The sequence below is a fragment of the Microvirga zambiensis WSM3693 genome, from assembly GCF_016735695.1.
GTDB lineage: Bacteria > Pseudomonadota > Alphaproteobacteria > Rhizobiales > Beijerinckiaceae > Microvirga > Microvirga zambiensis.
In genome coordinates, this window is record NZ_JAERQD010000088.1 from 1 (window position 1) to 16,824 (window position 16,824).

Here is a 16,824-nt window from a genome sequence, read left to right on the forward strand (position 1 = left end):
AGAAGCTCGATTACCCGATCGCGCCGCTCGTGCTGGCGATGGTGCTCGGCGACAAGGCGGAGGATGCCTTCCGCCAATCCATGATCATGTCGCGTGGCTCGCTCTCGATCTTCTGGTCGAACGGTCTCGTCGCAACGCTTATGCTCATTGGTCTTGCGCTTGCCCTCGGGCCCGTCCTGAGCACGCTCGTCGGACGTATGCGGCCGAAGGCTTCGTCAGCAGTGGCGTGAGAGCCCGGCATTACACGATCGGTTTGAAGGAGCTTGCGATGACGGCATCCGGTATCAGCACGGTTGCGTTCCTGGGCATCGGACTCATGGGCTCGCGCCAGGCGAGGCGGCTGCTCGATGCCGGCCATCGCCTGACCGTATGGAACCGGTCTCGGGATAAAGCCGAGGCGCTCGCTCCCCTCGGGGCCCGCGTGGTCGATACGCCATCGCAAGCCGTCGCCGGTGCCGACGTCGTTATCCTCATGCTGGAGAACGGCGCCATCGTCACCGACGTGCTGTTCGCTCAACGAGCGGTGCAGGCCCTGAAGCCGGGCGCCATCGTCGTCGACATGAGCTCCATCAAGCCCGCCGAGGCGCAGGATCACGCCCGGCATCTCGCGGAGCGCGGCGTCCATCACATCGACGCTCCCGTGTCCGGCGGAACGCTCGGCGCGGAGCAGGGGACGCTAGCCATCATGGCCGGCGGAGAGGCCGAGACCTTCGCCAAGGTCGAAGCGATCCTGATGGTCATGGGGCGTCCCGTCCATGTGGGGCCGCACGGCGCCGGCCAGCTGGCGAAGCTTGCCAACCAGATCATCGTCGGCGTGACCATCGGCGCCGTCGCCGAGGCGCTTTTGCTGGCGCAGCGCGGTGGGGCCGATCCGGCCAAGGTGCGGGAGGCGCTGCGCGGCGGCTTTGCCGAAAGCCGGATCCTCGAGCTTCACGGGCAGCGCATGGTCGAGCGCGACTTCGTCACGAAGGGCCGCTCGGTCACCCACCTCAAGGATCTCGACAACGCCCTCGATGCGGCAGATCGGATCGACATGGATTCGCTGCCTTATACGGCGCTGACCGCCGATCTGTTCCGCGGCCTCATCGCCAATGCCGGCGATCTAGATCACAGCGGCCTGCTCGTCGAGCTCGAGCGCAGAAACGGGGCCGTGGCCGAGGGTTGATCGCCCAACATCCTGAACCGCTCCGATCGCCGATCGGCCAACCGGCGGAAGGGAACGGATTCCGATCTGGCGCATAGCCTCGTTGGAACCAGATCAGGAGCGCGTCGTGCAGGCCCGTTACGCCCTCGTCCTCATCGGCCAATTGTCCAGCTTTCTCACCCTCATTTTGTTGGCCGTCGCTCCCCGGCCCGGATACGCGCAGCCGGCGGCCCCCCTGGCGCAGGCGCGCTGTGCCGCCGGCCAGGCTCAGTCCGTCGTCGGGCAGCCCTATTCCCTGAAATTGGCCGACAAGGCCCGACAAGCGGCTGAGGCTCGCGAGGTTCGCAAGATCGAGCCCGGAGGTGCCTACACGATGGAATTGAGCCCCGACCGTCTGAACATCAAGGTCGACCGCGCCGGTATCGTGACAAGCCTCCGCTGCGGTTGATGTGAATGGAGGGAAGCCGCCTGCCTAAGCTGTCGCAGCTCAGGAACTGACGTGGCTGTCATCGGTTGACGCCGGCAGGGAATGCGACCTGCGGCAATGGAGAAGAACCGATGCGGATTGCGCAGGTTGCCCCCCTGGCTGAGGCCGTTCCACCGAAACTCTATGGGGGCACCGAAAGGGTGGTCTCTTGGCTGACCGAGGAACTCGTGCGCCAGGGGCATGATGTAACTTTGTTTGCGAGCGGCGATTCCGAGACAACGGCAAAGCTTGTCCCCTGCGTACCGCAGGGACTGCGACTGGCGGGAATTCGCGATCACATTGCCAGCCACCTCGTGATGCTCAACGAGGTGCGGTCGCGCGCCGACCAGTTCGACGTCATCCATTTCCATGTCGATCTCCTGCAGCATGTCCTGTTCCAGGATCTTGCGCATAAATGCCTCACGACACTTCACGGCCGGTTGGATCTGCCCGACTTCATGCCGGTCTTTCGCATCTTCAACGAAATGCCGCTGGTTTCCATCTCAGACAGCCAGCGAGCGCCCATGCCGCCCCATGCGAACTGGCTTGCAACAGTTCATCATGGATTGCCGTCATCAATCTGCCCCTTCGAGGATAAGGGCGGAGACTATCTGGCCTTCCTCGGCCGCATCTCGCCGGAGAAGCGGCCGGATCGCGCCATTGCAATCGCGACGCGGGCCGGCATTCCGTTAAAGATCGCGGCAAAGGTGGATTCCGCGGATCGTGCTTATTTCGAAGAGGTCATTGAGCCGCTCCTCGATCATCCCCTGGTCGAGTTCATCGGCGAAATCGACGAAAGCGCGAAGTGCGACTTTCTGGGAAAGGCTCTAGCGCTCCTGTTCCCGATCGATTGGCCCGAGCCCTTCGGTCTCGTGATGATCGAGGCCATGTCCGCGGGCACGCCGGTGATCGCCTTCCGCAACGGCTCTGTGCCGGAGGTCATTACGGATGGTGTCAGCGGCTTTATCGTCGAGAGCGTCGATGAGGCGGTGGAAGCCGCACGCCGGATCCGTTCATTGAGCCGAGCAGAGGTCAGGCAGACCTTCGAACGTCGCTTCACGGCTGCGCGTATGGCGGAGGATTATGTCAGGGCCTATGAGGAGCTGATTGCCGGAGGAATCGGCGAACGGATGCGGCTCGTCGCTGCGGAGTGATCCGCGAGCACGCGATAGCCACTGGCCTATCCGGCCATTGCAGTTTCGAATCTCGACAGCGCGTCAAGAAAGCGAGGAGATTGGCATGAGCACATACGCCACGGGACCGGCGGATCATCTGGAGCCTACGTCAGAGCCACTGTCCGAGCACTACATCGAAGCCCAGACTTCTTTGGTCGAGCGGGCGCTGAGGACATTGAAAAGCGGCGATGCCTTTGCCGTTCTCGACACGAACGGAGATTGCGGTTCGGTCCCAGACAGCCCGGAGGGCGTATTCTTTCAGGATACCCGCTACCTGTCACGCTTCGATATGCGCATCGACGGCAAGCGCCCCCTGCTACTGGGGTCCGCGATCCAGGACGACAACGCTGCCCTGACCGTCGATCTGACGAATCCCGACATAAGGCCCGGAGAGGAGACGGCTCTTCCGAGAGATATCATCGCCATCAACCGGACGAAGTTTCTGTGGCAGGGCACGCTCTACGAAAGGATCGGCCTCAGGAACTACGACCTCCAGTCGAGGACGTTTCGCCTCGAGTTCCGGTTCGACGCGGATTTCCGCGACCTGTTCGAAGTTCGTGGAATGCAGCGGGCCCAGCGTGGCACCACTTCCGTCGAGGTGCAGTCGCCTGATCGTGTCCTGTTCAGATATGAAGGGATCGACGGCGTGGCTCGGCAAAGCGAGCTGCGCTTTGAACCCTGGCCGACGCGGCTTACCGCCAATCGCGTATATTACGAGATCCGGCTCGAGCCGAACGAGCGTCGATCGGTCCTGATCACCGTTGCTTGCCGTGAGGGAGCGTCCTCGACAACCGTCGATTCGGAGGAGCAGAACTTTCTGAAGGGTTTTCGGGACACCCGCCGGGCTCTGCGTGCAACGACGCGCGAAATGGCCAAGGTCGAAACCTCCAATCAGCTGTTCAACGAGGTTCTGGCCCGCTCCGCCTCCGATATGTACATGCTGGTCACGCCGACCGAGCATGGTCTTTATCCCTATGCCGGCATTCCCTGGTACAGCACGGTCTTCGGCCGTGACGGGATCATCACGGCCATGATGATGCTGTGGGCCGATCCGCACATCGCCAAGGGCGTTCTGCGCTACCTTGCTGCAACGCAGGCGACCGATATCGATCCCGCTGCGGATGCGCAGCCCGGCAAGATCCTGCACGAGCGCCGCCTCGGCGAGATGGCGCAGCTGGGTGAGGTTCCCTTCAAACGCTATTATGGCACCGTCGATGCGACGCCGCTCTTCATCATGCTGGCGGGCCAATATTTCGAGCGTACGGGCGATCGGGAAACGATCGAAGCCATCTGGCCCAATATCGAAGCGGCCCTGCAATGGTGCGACGAGTATGGCGACCGCGATGGCGACGGCTTCGTCGAGTATCACCGCGAAACGGAAAAGGGCCTCGCCAATCAGGGCTGGAAGGACAGCCACGATTCCATCTTCCATACGGATGGATGCGGGGCGGAGGGACCCATCGCGCTATGCGAGGTCCAGGCTTATGTCTTCGCGGCCAAACAGGCGGCCGCGGTGCTCGCCTATGTCCTGGAAAAACCCGACCTCGGCGACAGGCTGGCGAAGGAGGCCGATGTTCTTCGCGAGAATTTCGACGCGGCTTTCTGGTGCGAGGATATTGGCACTTACGCTCTGGCGCTGGACGGGGCCAAGCGGCCTTGCCGCGTACGGACATCGAATGCGGGACATGCGCTTTTCGCGGGCATAGCGGCGCCGGAGCGGGCGCGCCGGGTCACGGCGACGCTCATGAGCCCGGATTCCTTCAGCGGCTGGGGAATACGAACCGTCGCGCGCGGCGAGGCACGCTACAACCCCATGTCCTATCACAACGGTTCGATCTGGCCCCACGACAATGCCATGATCGCATTGGGCATGGCGCGATACGGGCTGAAGGAGGAGGCCGCGGAGATTTGCCAGGCCCTGTTCGAAGTCGCGACCTATCAGGAACTGCGCCGCCTTCCGGAGCTGTTTTGTGGCTTCACCCGCCGGCGCCACCGCGGCCCGACAGCGTACCCGGTCGCCTGCTCGCCGCAGGCTTGGGCGGCCGCGACACCTTTCGCGACGCTCGCCGCCTGCCTGGGGCTCAATCTCGACTGGGACGACAATTCCGTCCGCTTGAGCGATCCGATCCTTCCCGATTTTCTGCACGATGTCGAAGTTCGCAAGCTCCGCATCGGGCGATCGAAGCTCCATCTGCGAATCCACCGGCATGATCAGGATGTGACGCTCAATGTCCTGGGTCGGATTGGAAATGCACGGGTCCTGCTGTCGAAATGGTAAGGGGCTGATGAGCGGACGAGGCTTGCTCAGCGTTCTCCGAAGGCGAAGCGTTCTCCGAAGGCGAAGCGTTCTCCGAAGGCGAAGCGGCGATATCTAGAGAGCCTGCGCCTTCAAGCAATAGCTCTTAAGGATATGGTAGGATCGGAGAATATTTTACGTAAATAATCCGACTGGACACAAGCACGACTACGGTCGGCGAGAAAAGGTGGCCGCGACAGTAGATACGATAAAATAAACGCCAATCACATGTGCTGGAGGAAACGATGCGCTTCAGGAAGGTTTCTCTACTTTCGGCCGTTGCGTTTGTTGTGAGTACAGGTGTTGCGTTTGCTCAAGGTCAAACCTTGACCATTGCCACGGTGAACAATGCCGACATGATCATCATGCAGCGGCTGTCGCCGAAATGGGAACAGGCGACCGGCAACAAGTTGAACTGGGTCGTGCTGGAAGAGAACGTCCTTCGCCAGCGCGCGACGACGGACATCGCCACCAAGGGCGGACAGTTCGACATCATCACGATCGGCTCCTACGAGGCCCCGATCTGGGGCAAGCAGAGCTGGCTCTTGCCGGTCGACGATCTCGGCGCCGATTATGACTACGCCGACATCATCCCGTCCGTGAAGAGCGGCCTTTCCTACAATGGCAAGCTCTATGCCGTGCCGTTCTATGCCGAGAGCTCGTTCACCTTCTATCGGAAGGATCTGTTCGATCAGGCCGGCATCAAGATGGCGGACAAGCCGACCTACGATCAGATCGCCGAATATGCCGCCAAGCTCACGGACAAGTCCAAGGAGCAATATGGTTTCTGCCAGCGCGGAAAGCCCGGCTGGGGCGAGAACATGGCGTTCGTCGGCCCGATGGTGAATGCCTTCGGCGGGCGCTGGTTCAACGAGAAATGGGAGCCGCAGCTCACCACCGAACCGTGGAAGAACGCAATCAACTACTACGTCAAGAACATGCGCGAATACGGTCCTCCGGGTGCCACTGCCAACGGGCACAACGAGAACCGCGCCCTGTTCGCGACCGGGCATTGCGCCATGTGGGTCGATGCCACGTCGGCTGCCGGATACATCTACAACCCGAAGGAAAGCCAGGTTGCCGACAAGACGGCTTTCGCGCCGGCGCCGGTGGAAGTGACGAGCAACGGTTCGGGCTGGTTCTGGGCATGGTCGCTGGGCATCCCGGCATCCACCAAGAAGGCCGATGCGGCCAAGTCGTTCGTGAAATGGGCAACCTCGAAGGACTACATCACCCTGGTGGGCACCGAGGCCGGATGGGTGTCCGCTCCTCCCGGGACGCGCAAGTCGACTTATGACAATCCAGAGTACCAGAAGGCCGCGCCCTTCGCGAAGGTCGTCTACGAGTCGATCGCCAATGCCGACCTGACCAAGCCCACCAAGGATCCCGTGCCCTATATCGGCATCCAGTACGTGGCCATTCCCGAGTTCCAGGGAATCGGCACGGTGGTCGGGCAGCAGATTGCCGCTGCCCTCGCCGGCCAGTCGACGGTGGACCAGGCTCTCGACAGCGCGCAGCGCTCGACCGAGCGCACCATGAAGCAGGCTGGATATCCGAAGTGAGCTGACGGCCATATCGCCGGCAGGCGCGTCTGGCGCCTGCCGGCTGCTCACTCCAGAAGCGAGTCAAGGACATGGCTGGCACCACCACCACTGCGACGCTCCCCAGCGCCTCGGCTTCCGCCGGCAAGCGAAGCCAGCGCAATGTGAGGACCCTGCCGCTCATCGCTCCCTCCGTGATCGTCCTGTTCCTGTGGATGATCGTGCCGCTGGCGATGACGCTGTGGTTCTCGTTCCAATACTACAACCTGCTCGATCCTTCCGTCGGCGGGTTCGCCGGGTTTGAGAATTACACGTTTCTCCTGACCGATCCGTCGCTCTGGACGGCGATGGCCAACACCCTGTTCCTGGTGTTCTGGGTTCTGGTGATCACGGTGGGTTTCGGCACATTGCTCGCCGTCCTGTTCGATCAGGAATTCTATGGGCGAAGCATCGCAAGATTGCTGGCCATCGCGCCGTTCTTCGTCATGCCCACCGTCAGCGCGCTGGTGTGGAAGAACATGCTGATGCATCCGGTCAACGGATTGTTCGCATTCTTCGCGCGCTCCCTCGGGCTGCCGGCCATCGACTTCTTCGGCAGCTTTCCGCTGACATCGGTGATCATCATCGTCGCCTGGCAGTGGCTGCCCTTCGCCCTGCTGATCCTGCTCACCGCCATCCAATCCCTCGACAGCGAGCAGAAGGAAGCGGCCCGCATGGACGGCGCCGGGCCGTTCGCGATGTTCTTCTTCATCATCCTGCCGCATCTCGGCCGCGCGATCAGCGTGGTGATCATGATCGAGACGATCTTCCTGCTCTCGGTCTTCGCGGAAATCTACGTCACCACCTCCGGCGGACCGGGGCTCGCCTCCACTAACCTCGCCTTCCTGATCTATCTGAGGGCGCTTCGCGAATACGATGTTGGCGGAGCCTCGGCTGCGGGCGTGATCGCGGTCATTCTGGCGAATATCGTCGCGATCTTCCTGGTCCGTTCGATCGCCAAGAACATCGCCGACTGAGGGGCCGAGCCATGCATCCCAAGACACGCGATAAACTCATCTACACCCTGGTCGGATGGCTCGCCGCCGGCGTGATCTTCTTTCCGATCTTCTGGATGGTCCTGACGAGCTTCAAGACCGAGGTCGAGGCGATCGCGACGCCGCCCAAGCTGTTCTTCACCCCGACGCTCGAGAACTACGTCACCGTGCGCGAGCGCGCGGACTACGTTCATTTCGCCCTCAACAGCATCATCATCTCCGTCGGCGCGACGTTCCTGGCAACATTGATCGCCGTGCCGGCGGCCTATGCCATGGCCTTCTTCCCCGGAAAACGCACCAAGGATCTGCTGCTCTGGATGCTGTCGACGAAGATGATGCCGGCGGTGGGCGTCCTGATCCCGATCTACCTGCTGTTCCGCGATACCGGCGCGATCGACACGCGCTGGGGATTGATCGTGGTCTACACGCTCATGAACCTGCCGATCGTGGTGTGGATGCTCTACACCTTCTTCAAGGAGGTGCCCAAGGACATCCTCGAGGCGGGCCGCATGGACGGCGCCAAGCCCAAGCAGGAAGTCTGGATGCTGCTGATGCCGCTGTCGCTGCCCGGCATCGCATCCACCGCTCTTTTGTCGATCATCCTGTGCTGGAACGAGGCGTTCTGGAGCCTCAACCTCACCACGTCGCAGGCGGCGCCGCTGACGACCTTCATCGCGTCGTTCTCCGCCCCCGAAGGGCTGTTCTGGGCCAAGCTCTCGGCAGCATCGACCATCGCAATCGCGCCGATCCTCGTTTTCGGCTGGATGAGCCAGCGCCAGCTCGTGCGCGGCCTGACCTTCGGCGCCGTCAAGTAAGCGGGAGACACAGAATGGCTACGGTAACGCTCAAGGGAATCCGGAAGGATTACGGCGCCGTCCAGGTGATCAAAGGCGTCGATCTCTCCATCGACGACCGCGAGTTCTGCGTGTTCGTCGGGCCTTCAGGTTGTGGCAAGTCCACGCTCCTGCGGATGATCGCCGGCCTCGAGGAGATCAGTTCGGGCGATCTGATGATCGACGGGCAGCGGGTGAACGACGTTCCGCCCTCCGAGCGCGGGCTCGCGATGGTGTTCCAGTCCTATGCCCTCTATCCGCACATGTCGGTCGCGGACAATATGGGCTTCTCCTTACGTCTCGCCGGTGCCTCGAAGGAGGAGCGCCGCGCCAAGGTGGCGGAGGCGGCGCGCATCCTGCACCTCGATGCGCTGCTCGAGCGCAAGCCCAAGGAACTCTCCGGCGGCCAGAGGCAGCGCGTGGCGATCGGACGGGCCATCGTGCGCAAGCCAAAAGTCTTCCTCTTCGACGAGCCGCTCTCGAACCTCGATGCTGCGCTGCGCGTACAAATGCGCATCGAACTCGCCCGGCTGCACGACGAGCTTGCTGCGACCATGATCTACGTGACCCACGATCAGGTCGAGGCCATGACCATGGCCGACAAGATCGTGGTGCTGCAGGGGGGGATCATCGAGCAGGCCGGCACGCCGCTCGAGCTCTATCATCATCCGCGCAACCTGTTCGTGGCCGGCTTCATCGGCAGTCCCAAGATGAATTTCCTGCCGGCCAAGGTGGTGTCGATCGACGAGGCGGGCACGAATGTTCAGCTGGCAAGTGGCGCCACGCTGGTCGTTCCCGTGCGTGCTGGCCGCCACAAGGTGGGCGATTCCGTCACGCTGGGCGTGCGGCCGGAGCATATGCGCCTGGGCGGGGAGGGCGAAATCTCCGGCGAGGTGAAGGTCGTCGAGCGGCTCGGCGGCGAGACCTATCTCTACACGCAGCTTCCGGACGGTGCGATGCTGATCGTCCAGGCCGACGGCGAGGTTCCGACCGGCGTGCACGAGCGCATCGCCATCAAGCTCGATCCGGCGACCTGCCATCTGTTCGACGCCGAGGGTCTGGCGGTCGAGCGCATCCAGCGCCATCCACTGGCAAACCTGCGCCGGCTGCCGACGCGCAAGGCGAGTTGAGCAACTCGGGGGCTGGCCATGGCCTCGCAGCATTTCGATTACATCATCGTCGGCGGCGGCAGCGCCGGCTGCGTCGTGGCGAGCCGCCTCGTCGCCGAGCATGAGGCCCGCGTCCTGCTGATCGAGGCGGGGCCGCGCAAGGTCAGCCGCATCCTGGCGATGCCCGCGGGCTACATGAAGTTTCTCGCCCGCGACACCTACCTGACGATGCACAAGGTGGTGCCGCAGCCGCAACTCGAGGGGCGCGCGCCCATCGTGCCGCAGGCCAGGGTGCTGGGCGGCGGCAGTGCGGTGAACGCCATGGTCTATATCCGCGGACAGGCGGAGGATTACGATTCCTGGGACGAAACGCTGGGCGGTGCCGGCTGGAGCTATGAGGATCTGCTGCCGCACTTCATCAGCCAGGAAGGCAACGATCATCTCGGCAAGCCTTATCATGGGGTGAGCGGCCCCTTGAAGGTGTCGCATCTCGGGCAGCATTCGGCGATGAGCCGTGCCTTCGTGCAGGCGCTGCAGGAGAAGGGCGTTCCCTACAATTCCGACTTCAACGGCGCCAGGCAGGCCGGCGTCGGATTCATGCAGCACACCATCGATTGGGAGACGCGCCGCCGCTGCAGCGCCGTCGACGCCTTCCTTCGTCCGGTCCTGTCCGATCCGAAGCTGACCGTTCTCGCCGACACAGTTGCGACACGCATCCGCATCGAGAACGGGCGAGCGACGGGCGTGGAGGCGAAGTGCCCCTCGGGTGTCGAAACGTTCCACGCCGATTCCGAGGTTGTTCTCGCAGCCGGCACCTACATGACGCCGAAGCTCATGATGCTGTCGGGCCTCGGTCCGTCCGACGAGCTCTCGCATCATGGCATCGTCGTCCGCGCGGAGCTGCCGGGCGTGGGACGCAACTTGCAGGACCATCACGAGGTGCCCATCGTCGCAAGCACGATCGGTGCTTTCGGCTATTTCGGCCAGGACCGCGGCCTCGCCATGATGGGGCACGGCCTGCAATACATGCTGTTCAAGTCGGGCGCCGTCACCACGACCGGCGTGGAGGCCTGCGCCTTCATCGATCCCGACGGAAGCGCGCGGCCGAATCTGCAGCTCTATTGCGTGCCGACGGTCTATCTCGACCGCGATGTCTCCGGCGTCGAGCCGACCCATGGCGTGACGCTGAACCCCTGCCTCCAGCGGCCGAAGGCACGCGGGTCGGTGCGCCTCGCATCGTCCGATCCGCTCGCGGCGCCGCAGGTCGACCCGCAATTCTTCGGCGATCCAGAGGATCTGCGCCTGACCATCGCCGGGCTGCGCTATGCGCGGGAGGTCCTGAGGACGGACCCTGTCCGCGACATGATCGACCGGGAGATCTTTCCGGGATCGGAGGTCATGTCGGACGAGGCGCTCGCCGCCCATTGCCGGCGCACCGTCAAGACGAACTATCATCCCGTCGGCACGTGCCGGATGGGTCGCGAGACGGATCGCGACGCCGTCGTCACGCCGGACCTCAAGGTGCGCGGCATCGAGGGCCTGCGGATCGTCGATGCCTCCATCATGCCGACGATCACCAGCGGCAACACCAACGCGCCGGTGCTTGCCATCGCCGACAAGGCCGTCGATATCATGACGGGTCGCGCCGTCGGCAGGGATGCAGGCCAGCTTGTTTCCCGCAGACGCATCTCCCATGCCAATCAGGTTTAAGGTGTCATGAGCCAGCCTCTCAATCTCAAAACCCTTGCCGCTCTGCCGTCCACGATCGCACGGCCGACTTATGCCCGCGATTCCTTAAGCGTCGGCATCCTGCATATCGGAACCGGCAATTTCCACCGGGCTCATCAGGCGGTCTATCTCGATGACCTGTTCAACCGGGGCAGGGATCTCGACTGGGCGCTGCTCGGGGCGGGCGTGCGCGCCGGCGATCAGGCCATGCGCAATGCCCTCGAGCCGCAGGACTGGCTCACCACGGTGGTGGAGCTGGAGCCGGGAGCGAATTCGGCGCGGGTGACGGGGGCCATGACCGGCTTCGTCCCGGTGGGCGAGGATGCATCCGCCATCGTCGACGCGCTCGACGATGCAGCCCTGCGCATCGTATCGCTGACCGTGACCGAGGGCGGCTATTGCATCGATCCCGCAACCGGATCCTTCAATCCCGAGCATTCGGACATCCGCTACGATGCCGCGCATCCCAACAGGCCGAAGGGCGTGTTCGGCGCGCTGGTCGCAGGCTTGAAGCGCCGCCGCGACCGGGGCGCTGCGCCCTTCACCGTGATGTCCTGCGACAACATCCCCCATAACGGGCGCGTGGCGATGGATGCGGTGGCGGGGCTTGCCGAACTCGCCGATCCGGCGCTCGCCGCTTTCATCCGCGAGAAGGTCGCGTTTCCGAACAGCATGGTAGACCGCATCACGCCCGCGACCACGGACCGCGAGCGCAATATGCTCGAGGAGCGCTTCGGCATCCGCGACAACTGGCCGGTCTTCTGCGAACCGTTCCGGCAATGGGTGCTCGAAGACAACTTCCCCACCGGGCGCCCGGCCCTGGAGGAGGTCGGCGTCACCTTCACATCGGAGGTGGCGGCCTTCGAGCTGATGAAGCTGCGCATCCTCAATGGCGGGCACGCGGCAATTGCCTATCCTGCCGCCTTGATGGGCATACACTTCGTGCACGATGCCATGGCCGATCCTTTGGTGCGCGGCTTCCTCGACAAGCTGGAGACGGAGGAGATCATCCCGCATGTACCGCCGGTGCCGGGCGTCGATCTTCAGGCCTATTACCGCACCATCGCGCAGCGCTTCGCCAATCCGGATGTGGGCGACACGATTCCGCGCCTGGCGCAGGACGGCTCCAACCGGCAGCCGAAATTCATTCTGCCCTCGACACGAGACCGGCTGAAGGCGGGCGGCGACGTGACTGGGCTGGCGCTCGAATCCGCTTTGTGGTGCCGCTATTGCGCCGCGACCACAGATACCGGGGATGTGGTGCGGCTCGACGATCCGAATGCGGCCCGGCTCGTGCCCCTGGCGCTGGCGGCGAAGGACGATCCGGCGAAGTTCCTCGACCTGCGCGACATCTTCGGCGATGTGGCCGATGCGCGGCCGTTCCGCGCGCATTTCGAGGTCGCCCTGAACAGCCTGTGGCGGCGCGGCGTGCGGGCGACGCTGCAGCTTTATCTGAACGGTGAGCGTTTGTGACGGCGCTCGGAGTCTGACTCATGAAGAAAGAGCAGCGCTTATGAGCCCTCCTCCCCCTTGTGGGGAGGAGTTGGAGGTGGGGGTGTGGGCGATAGCCTATAAAGGTGAGGCGCTGTCCCACCTCTCCCCGGTGGGGAGAGGTCGAGCGCAGCGAGGGTGAGGGGGTGAGCGCTATCCGGATAGACCTGTAACCCCTCACCCGCCGCGCTTGCGCGCGTCGACCTCTCCCTCAAGGAGAGGTGTACCTGCGCCCTGCTTTCACAGACTATCGCTCACACCCCCACCCTTAATCCCTCCCCACAAGGGGGGAGGGAAGACGCGCCTGCATACCGAAACACCAATCATTGACGCGCCAGCCTCTCACGCAGGCATGTCGATCTGCACCTTGACCGAACTCGGCGGCATGGCCTTGGCGAAGTCGAACGCTGCGACGCTGTCCGCGAAGGCGAAGCGGTCGGTGATCAGCGGCTTCACGTCGATCTTGCCGGAGGCGATCATCGCGACGGCGCGCGGATAGACATGAGCGTAGCGGAAGACATTCTCGACCCTGACCTCCTTCACCTGCGCCTTGCTCACGTCATAGGCGAAGGGGGCAAGCGGAATGCCGACCAAGGCAACCTTGCCGCCGGGACAGACGAGATCGAACATCCCGGCCATGGCGGGCCCGTAGCCTGAGCATTCGAACAGCACGTCGGCGCCCCAGCCGTCTGTTTCTTGGCCGACGACCTCCTGGAGGTCCCGGCTCCTGACATTGACCGGGAGCACGGGCCCGAGTTTTTTCGCGAGATCCAGCTTCGGCTCGTGGACATCGCTGACGATGACCCGCGCGCATCCGGCGGCAAGGGCCGCCAGGATCGTCACCATGCCGATCGGACCGGCGCCGATGACTACGGCGACATCCCCCGGCTGCACCTGGATCTTGGTGGCCGCATGCACGCCGACCGCCAGCGGCTCCACCATCGCGCCCTCGGCATAGCTCACGTGGTCGGGCAGCTTGAAGGTGAAGTCGGCGGGGTGGACGACGCTCGGCCGCAGCACGCCGTGCACGGGCGGCGTCGCCCAGAAGCGAACGGCCGGATCGAGATTGTACTTGCCGAGCCGCGTCGCCCGGCTCGCCGGATCGGGAATGCCGGGCTCCATGCAGACCCTGTCGCCGGTTTTGAGCTCCGTGACCTCCGATCCGACCTCGACGATCTGGCCCGCGGCCTCATGGCCGAGGATCATCGGCTCCCGGACCACGAACGGGCCGATGGCGCCATGCGTGTAATAGTGCACGTCGCTGCCGCAGACGCCGATCGTGCGAAGGGCGACCCGGACATCCCTGGGTCCGAGTTTCTCCTCGACGGCAAAGTCCCTCAAGGCGAGTTCGTCCTTGCGCTCCAGCACCAGCGCCTTCATGGCTCGATCTCCTTGGCTTCGCTCGGTGGATGGGATGCCACCGCAGGATCATCGGCCTAATCGAATATTGCCCCTCGATCGCGACAATCCAGAAGCCGCAAGGAAATTCCAGGCTGAGGCGATCTACGAAAAGACTCGCGAGACGGCAGGCGGAAGCTCAAGTGGATCGTTCGAGCGGCAGGCATCCTTTCGCGTCGAGTTCCTCACGGATCGTCTTCTTGGTGATCTTGCCATAGGCCGATTTCGGCAGGGCCTCCCAGAAGAACACCTTCTTCGGCAGCTTGTAGCGGGCAATCTTGCTTTCGAGCCAAGCGAGGAGCTCGCGTTCATCGAGGGTTGTCTCGGGGCGCAGTGCGCAGACCGCAACGCCGACTTCGCCCCAGGTCCGGTCGGGCACGCCGAGCACCGCCACCTCGGCGATGGCGGGATGGGTGAGGATTTTCTCCTCGATCTCGCGCGGATAGATGTTCGATCCGCCCGAGATGTACATATCGGAGGCGCGCCCGGTGATGTAGAGATAGCCTTCCGCGTCCACGTGGCCGAGATCGCCGGTGCGGAACCAGCCGTCGCGGAACGCCTTCGTGTTGGCCTCCGGGTTGTCGTAATAGCCGGCGAAGACGGCGGGGCCGCAGACGCAGATCTCGCCCGTCGCAAGCGGTGCCACCTCGCGCCCCTGATCGTCCTGAATCGAAACCTGCATGCCCGTCCGCTCGTAGCCGCAGGTTCCGACCTTCACGTCCGGCCCGTCCTCGGGGTCGTGCAGCGACGGCGGCAGCACGGTGATGTTGCCGGTGACCTCGCCAAGGCCGAAATACTGCACCAGAACCTTTCCGAGCTTCTTGAGCGCGTGCTTCTGATCCTCCCGGTACATGGGTGCGCCGGCATAGATGACGTAGCGCAGGGACGAATGGTCGTGTGCGTCGACGGAGGGGTGCTCGGTCAGCAGCTTGACGATGGTCGGCACGGTGAACAGGTTGGTCACGCGCCAGCGCTCCACCAGGGTCCAGGCCTCGTCGACGTCGAAGCGGTCGCTTGAGAGCAGGATCGTCTTTACCGCGCGCGCCACCTGCACGAGCTGATGCACGCCAGCCCCGTGCGAGAGCGGCGCGACCACCAGGGAGGCGTCCGCATGCGTCGTGCCGGGCATCAGGTCGCAGAGATGGTTCGTGATCACGAAGGCCATCTGGCCATGGGTGAGCACGGCGGCCTTCGGGCGCCCGGTCGTGCCGGAGGTGAAGAAGAACCAGCACGGGTCGTCGTGCTCCACACCGGCTGTCGCGACGGGCTGCGACATGTGAGACTCGACGAGCGCGTCGTAGTCCTCGCCGAAGCCTGAGCGCCCGATGGAGATCACGAAGCGGATCGCCGGTGCAGCCTGCGGAACCGTTTCCGCATGCTCGGGAAAGTCGCCGTGGCAGATCATGCCGGAGGCGCCGCTCGCCTGCGCCAGATAGGCGACCTCGTCCGGCGTCTGGCGGAAATTCGTCGGCACCCAGACGGCGCCGAGCCGGAAGCAGGCGAACATCGATTCGAACATCTGGTTGCAGTTCTTCGACTGCACCAGAACGCGGTCGCCCTTGCCGATTCCCTTTGCGGCAAGCGCCGCGGCCATTGCGTCGACGCGCCGGTCGAGATCCGACCATGTCCATGTGCGCTCGCCCCAGACGAAGCCGATCTCCTCCGCATGCCGGCGCGCCGCCTGACGCAGGAAATGGGACAGGTTCATGACCCGGTTCGATTCGCGCCTGATGCCGGTGATAGGGGAGAGGCTGTCGTTCATGTGCTTCGTTCCAGGATCGCGATTGTTAGAGGAACATCGTGCGGAGCTTGCCTTCGATGCGCTCCACCTCGACCTTCATGTGCCGGATGAGCTCGGGCTGGCGCTCGGCGCTCATGCGGATATCGATCGCCGCGATGCTGAGTGCGCCCGCCACCCGACCGTCCGGGAACCGGACCGCCATTCCAAGGCCCCAGGAGCCGGCGACGATGCGGCCGGGATTGAGCGCGTAGCCGCGCTCGCGTGTCTTCGCCACATCCTCGCGGATCTGCGCCTCCGGGTAATAGGCGTATTGCGTCTCCAGAGCCTTCCGGTTCGCGGCCAGCACGCGTTCCACTTCGTCGTCGCCGAGAGCGGACAGCATGGCGAGGGAACCGGCGCCGATTCCGAGCGGATGCTGGTTGCCGGCCTGCAGCGCGTGCGTGCGAACGGGATAGGTGCCCTCCTCGCGATGAAGGCATACGGCATAGTTGCCGCGCTTCACGGAGACGAAGCTCGTATCCATCGTGACTTCGGACAGGTTGCGCAGGCTCTCCAGCGAGAGCTCGAGCAGACCGTGACGCCGCGAGGCGAGGGTGCCGAGAACATAGGCCTCCTCGCCGAGAAAATAGCGCCGCGTGCGCGCCTCCTGCTCGACGAGGCCCGCGCGCATCAGGGCGAGAAGCAGGCGTCTCGCGGTCGGCTTGTTGAGGCCGCTCTCCTCGACGATATCGCTCAGCTTGGCGCCGCCCTCGGCCTCGCGCCCGACGAGCGCCAGCAGACGCAGGGCGCGCTCGACGCTCTGGGATCCTGACAGATCGCCGGTCGATAAGGAGGCTTCATCCATCGTGCGTCGGAGATCCATATTGTG

The 16,824-nt window shown here is 63.8% G+C and carries 13 protein-coding genes and 1 pseudogene; 11 read left to right on the forward strand and 3 right to left on the reverse strand.

Features of this window, described 5'->3' with window-relative positions:
• From JKL46_RS31230 to JKL46_RS31280, 11 genes and pseudogenes are all read left to right on the forward strand, one after another.
• Nucleotides 1–230: pseudogene (locus JKL46_RS31230) on the forward strand (tripartite tricarboxylate transporter permease); the annotation flags it as partial.
• Nucleotides 231–268: 38 nt separating this feature from the next.
• A complete protein-coding gene (locus JKL46_RS31235) occupies nt 269–1,165 on the forward strand; it encodes an NAD(P)-dependent oxidoreductase (RefSeq protein WP_201841964.1) in 897 nt (298 codons plus the stop codon).
• 106 nt (nt 1,166–1,271) lie between these two features.
• Complete coding sequence (locus JKL46_RS36480) at nt 1,272–1,592, forward strand: I78 family peptidase inhibitor (RefSeq protein ID WP_201841967.1); 321 nt, start codon at nt 1,272–1,274, stop codon at nt 1,590–1,592.
• Nucleotides 1,593–1,702: 110 nt separating this feature from the next.
• Nucleotides 1,703–2,764, forward strand: coding sequence for a glycosyltransferase family 4 protein (locus tag JKL46_RS31245; protein ID WP_201841969.1), 1,062 nt, complete (start codon nt 1,703–1,705; stop codon nt 2,762–2,764).
• 85 nt (nt 2,765–2,849) lie between these two features.
• Nucleotides 2,850–5,063, forward strand: a complete 2,214-nt coding sequence (locus JKL46_RS31250; RefSeq protein ID WP_201841973.1) for an amylo-alpha-1,6-glucosidase — start codon at nt 2,850–2,852, stop codon at nt 5,061–5,063.
• Nucleotides 5,064–5,326: 263 nt separating this feature from the next.
• Nucleotides 5,327–6,643 (forward strand): ABC transporter substrate-binding protein, encoded by a 1,317-nt coding sequence (locus JKL46_RS31255; protein ID WP_201841976.1) that lies wholly within the window; start codon nt 5,327–5,329, stop codon nt 6,641–6,643.
• 71 nt (nt 6,644–6,714) lie between these two features.
• The gene (locus JKL46_RS31260; protein ID WP_201841980.1) at nt 6,715–7,638 is read left to right on the forward strand and encodes a carbohydrate ABC transporter permease; all 924 of its coding nucleotides are present in this window, start codon (nt 6,715–6,717) and stop codon (nt 7,636–7,638) included.
• Nucleotides 7,639–7,649: 11 nt separating this feature from the next.
• Nucleotides 7,650–8,471, forward strand: a complete 822-nt coding sequence (locus JKL46_RS31265) for a carbohydrate ABC transporter permease (protein ID WP_147022910.1) — start codon at nt 7,650–7,652, stop codon at nt 8,469–8,471.
• A 14-nt stretch (nt 8,472–8,485) separates the two neighbouring features.
• Nucleotides 8,486–9,619 carry an ABC transporter ATP-binding protein gene (locus JKL46_RS31270; protein WP_201841982.1) on the forward strand — a complete coding sequence of 378 codons (1,134 nt, stop codon included), beginning with the start codon at nt 8,486–8,488 and terminating at the stop codon, nt 9,617–9,619.
• An 18-nt stretch (nt 9,620–9,637) separates the two neighbouring features.
• Nucleotides 9,638–11,308 (forward strand): GMC family oxidoreductase, encoded by a 1,671-nt coding sequence (locus tag JKL46_RS31275; RefSeq protein WP_201841984.1) that lies wholly within the window; start codon nt 9,638–9,640, stop codon nt 11,306–11,308.
• A 6-nt stretch (nt 11,309–11,314) separates the two neighbouring features.
• A complete protein-coding gene (locus JKL46_RS31280; protein ID WP_201841986.1) occupies nt 11,315–12,799 on the forward strand; it encodes a mannitol dehydrogenase family protein in 1,485 nt (494 codons plus the stop codon).
• Nucleotides 12,800–13,159: 360 nt separating this feature from the next.
• Here the strand turns inward: JKL46_RS31280 and JKL46_RS31285 are convergent, their stop codons facing one another.
• From JKL46_RS31285 to JKL46_RS31295, 3 genes are all read right to left on the reverse strand, one after another.
• Complete coding sequence (locus tag JKL46_RS31285; RefSeq protein WP_201841988.1) at nt 13,160–14,197, reverse strand: NAD(P)-dependent alcohol dehydrogenase; 1,038 nt, start codon at nt 14,195–14,197, stop codon at nt 13,160–13,162.
• Between the two features lie 157 nt (nt 14,198–14,354).
• Nucleotides 14,355–15,977: an acyl-CoA synthetase gene (locus JKL46_RS31290; protein ID WP_201841990.1), complete on the reverse strand. Its 1,623-nt coding sequence runs from the start codon at nt 15,975–15,977 to the stop codon at nt 14,355–14,357.
• A 25-nt stretch (nt 15,978–16,002) separates the two neighbouring features.
• On the reverse strand, nt 16,003–16,800 hold the full coding sequence (locus tag JKL46_RS31295) for an IclR family transcriptional regulator (RefSeq protein WP_201841992.1): 798 nt from the start codon (nt 16,798–16,800) through the stop codon (nt 16,003–16,005).
• Between the last annotated feature and the right edge of the window lie 24 nt (nt 16,801–16,824).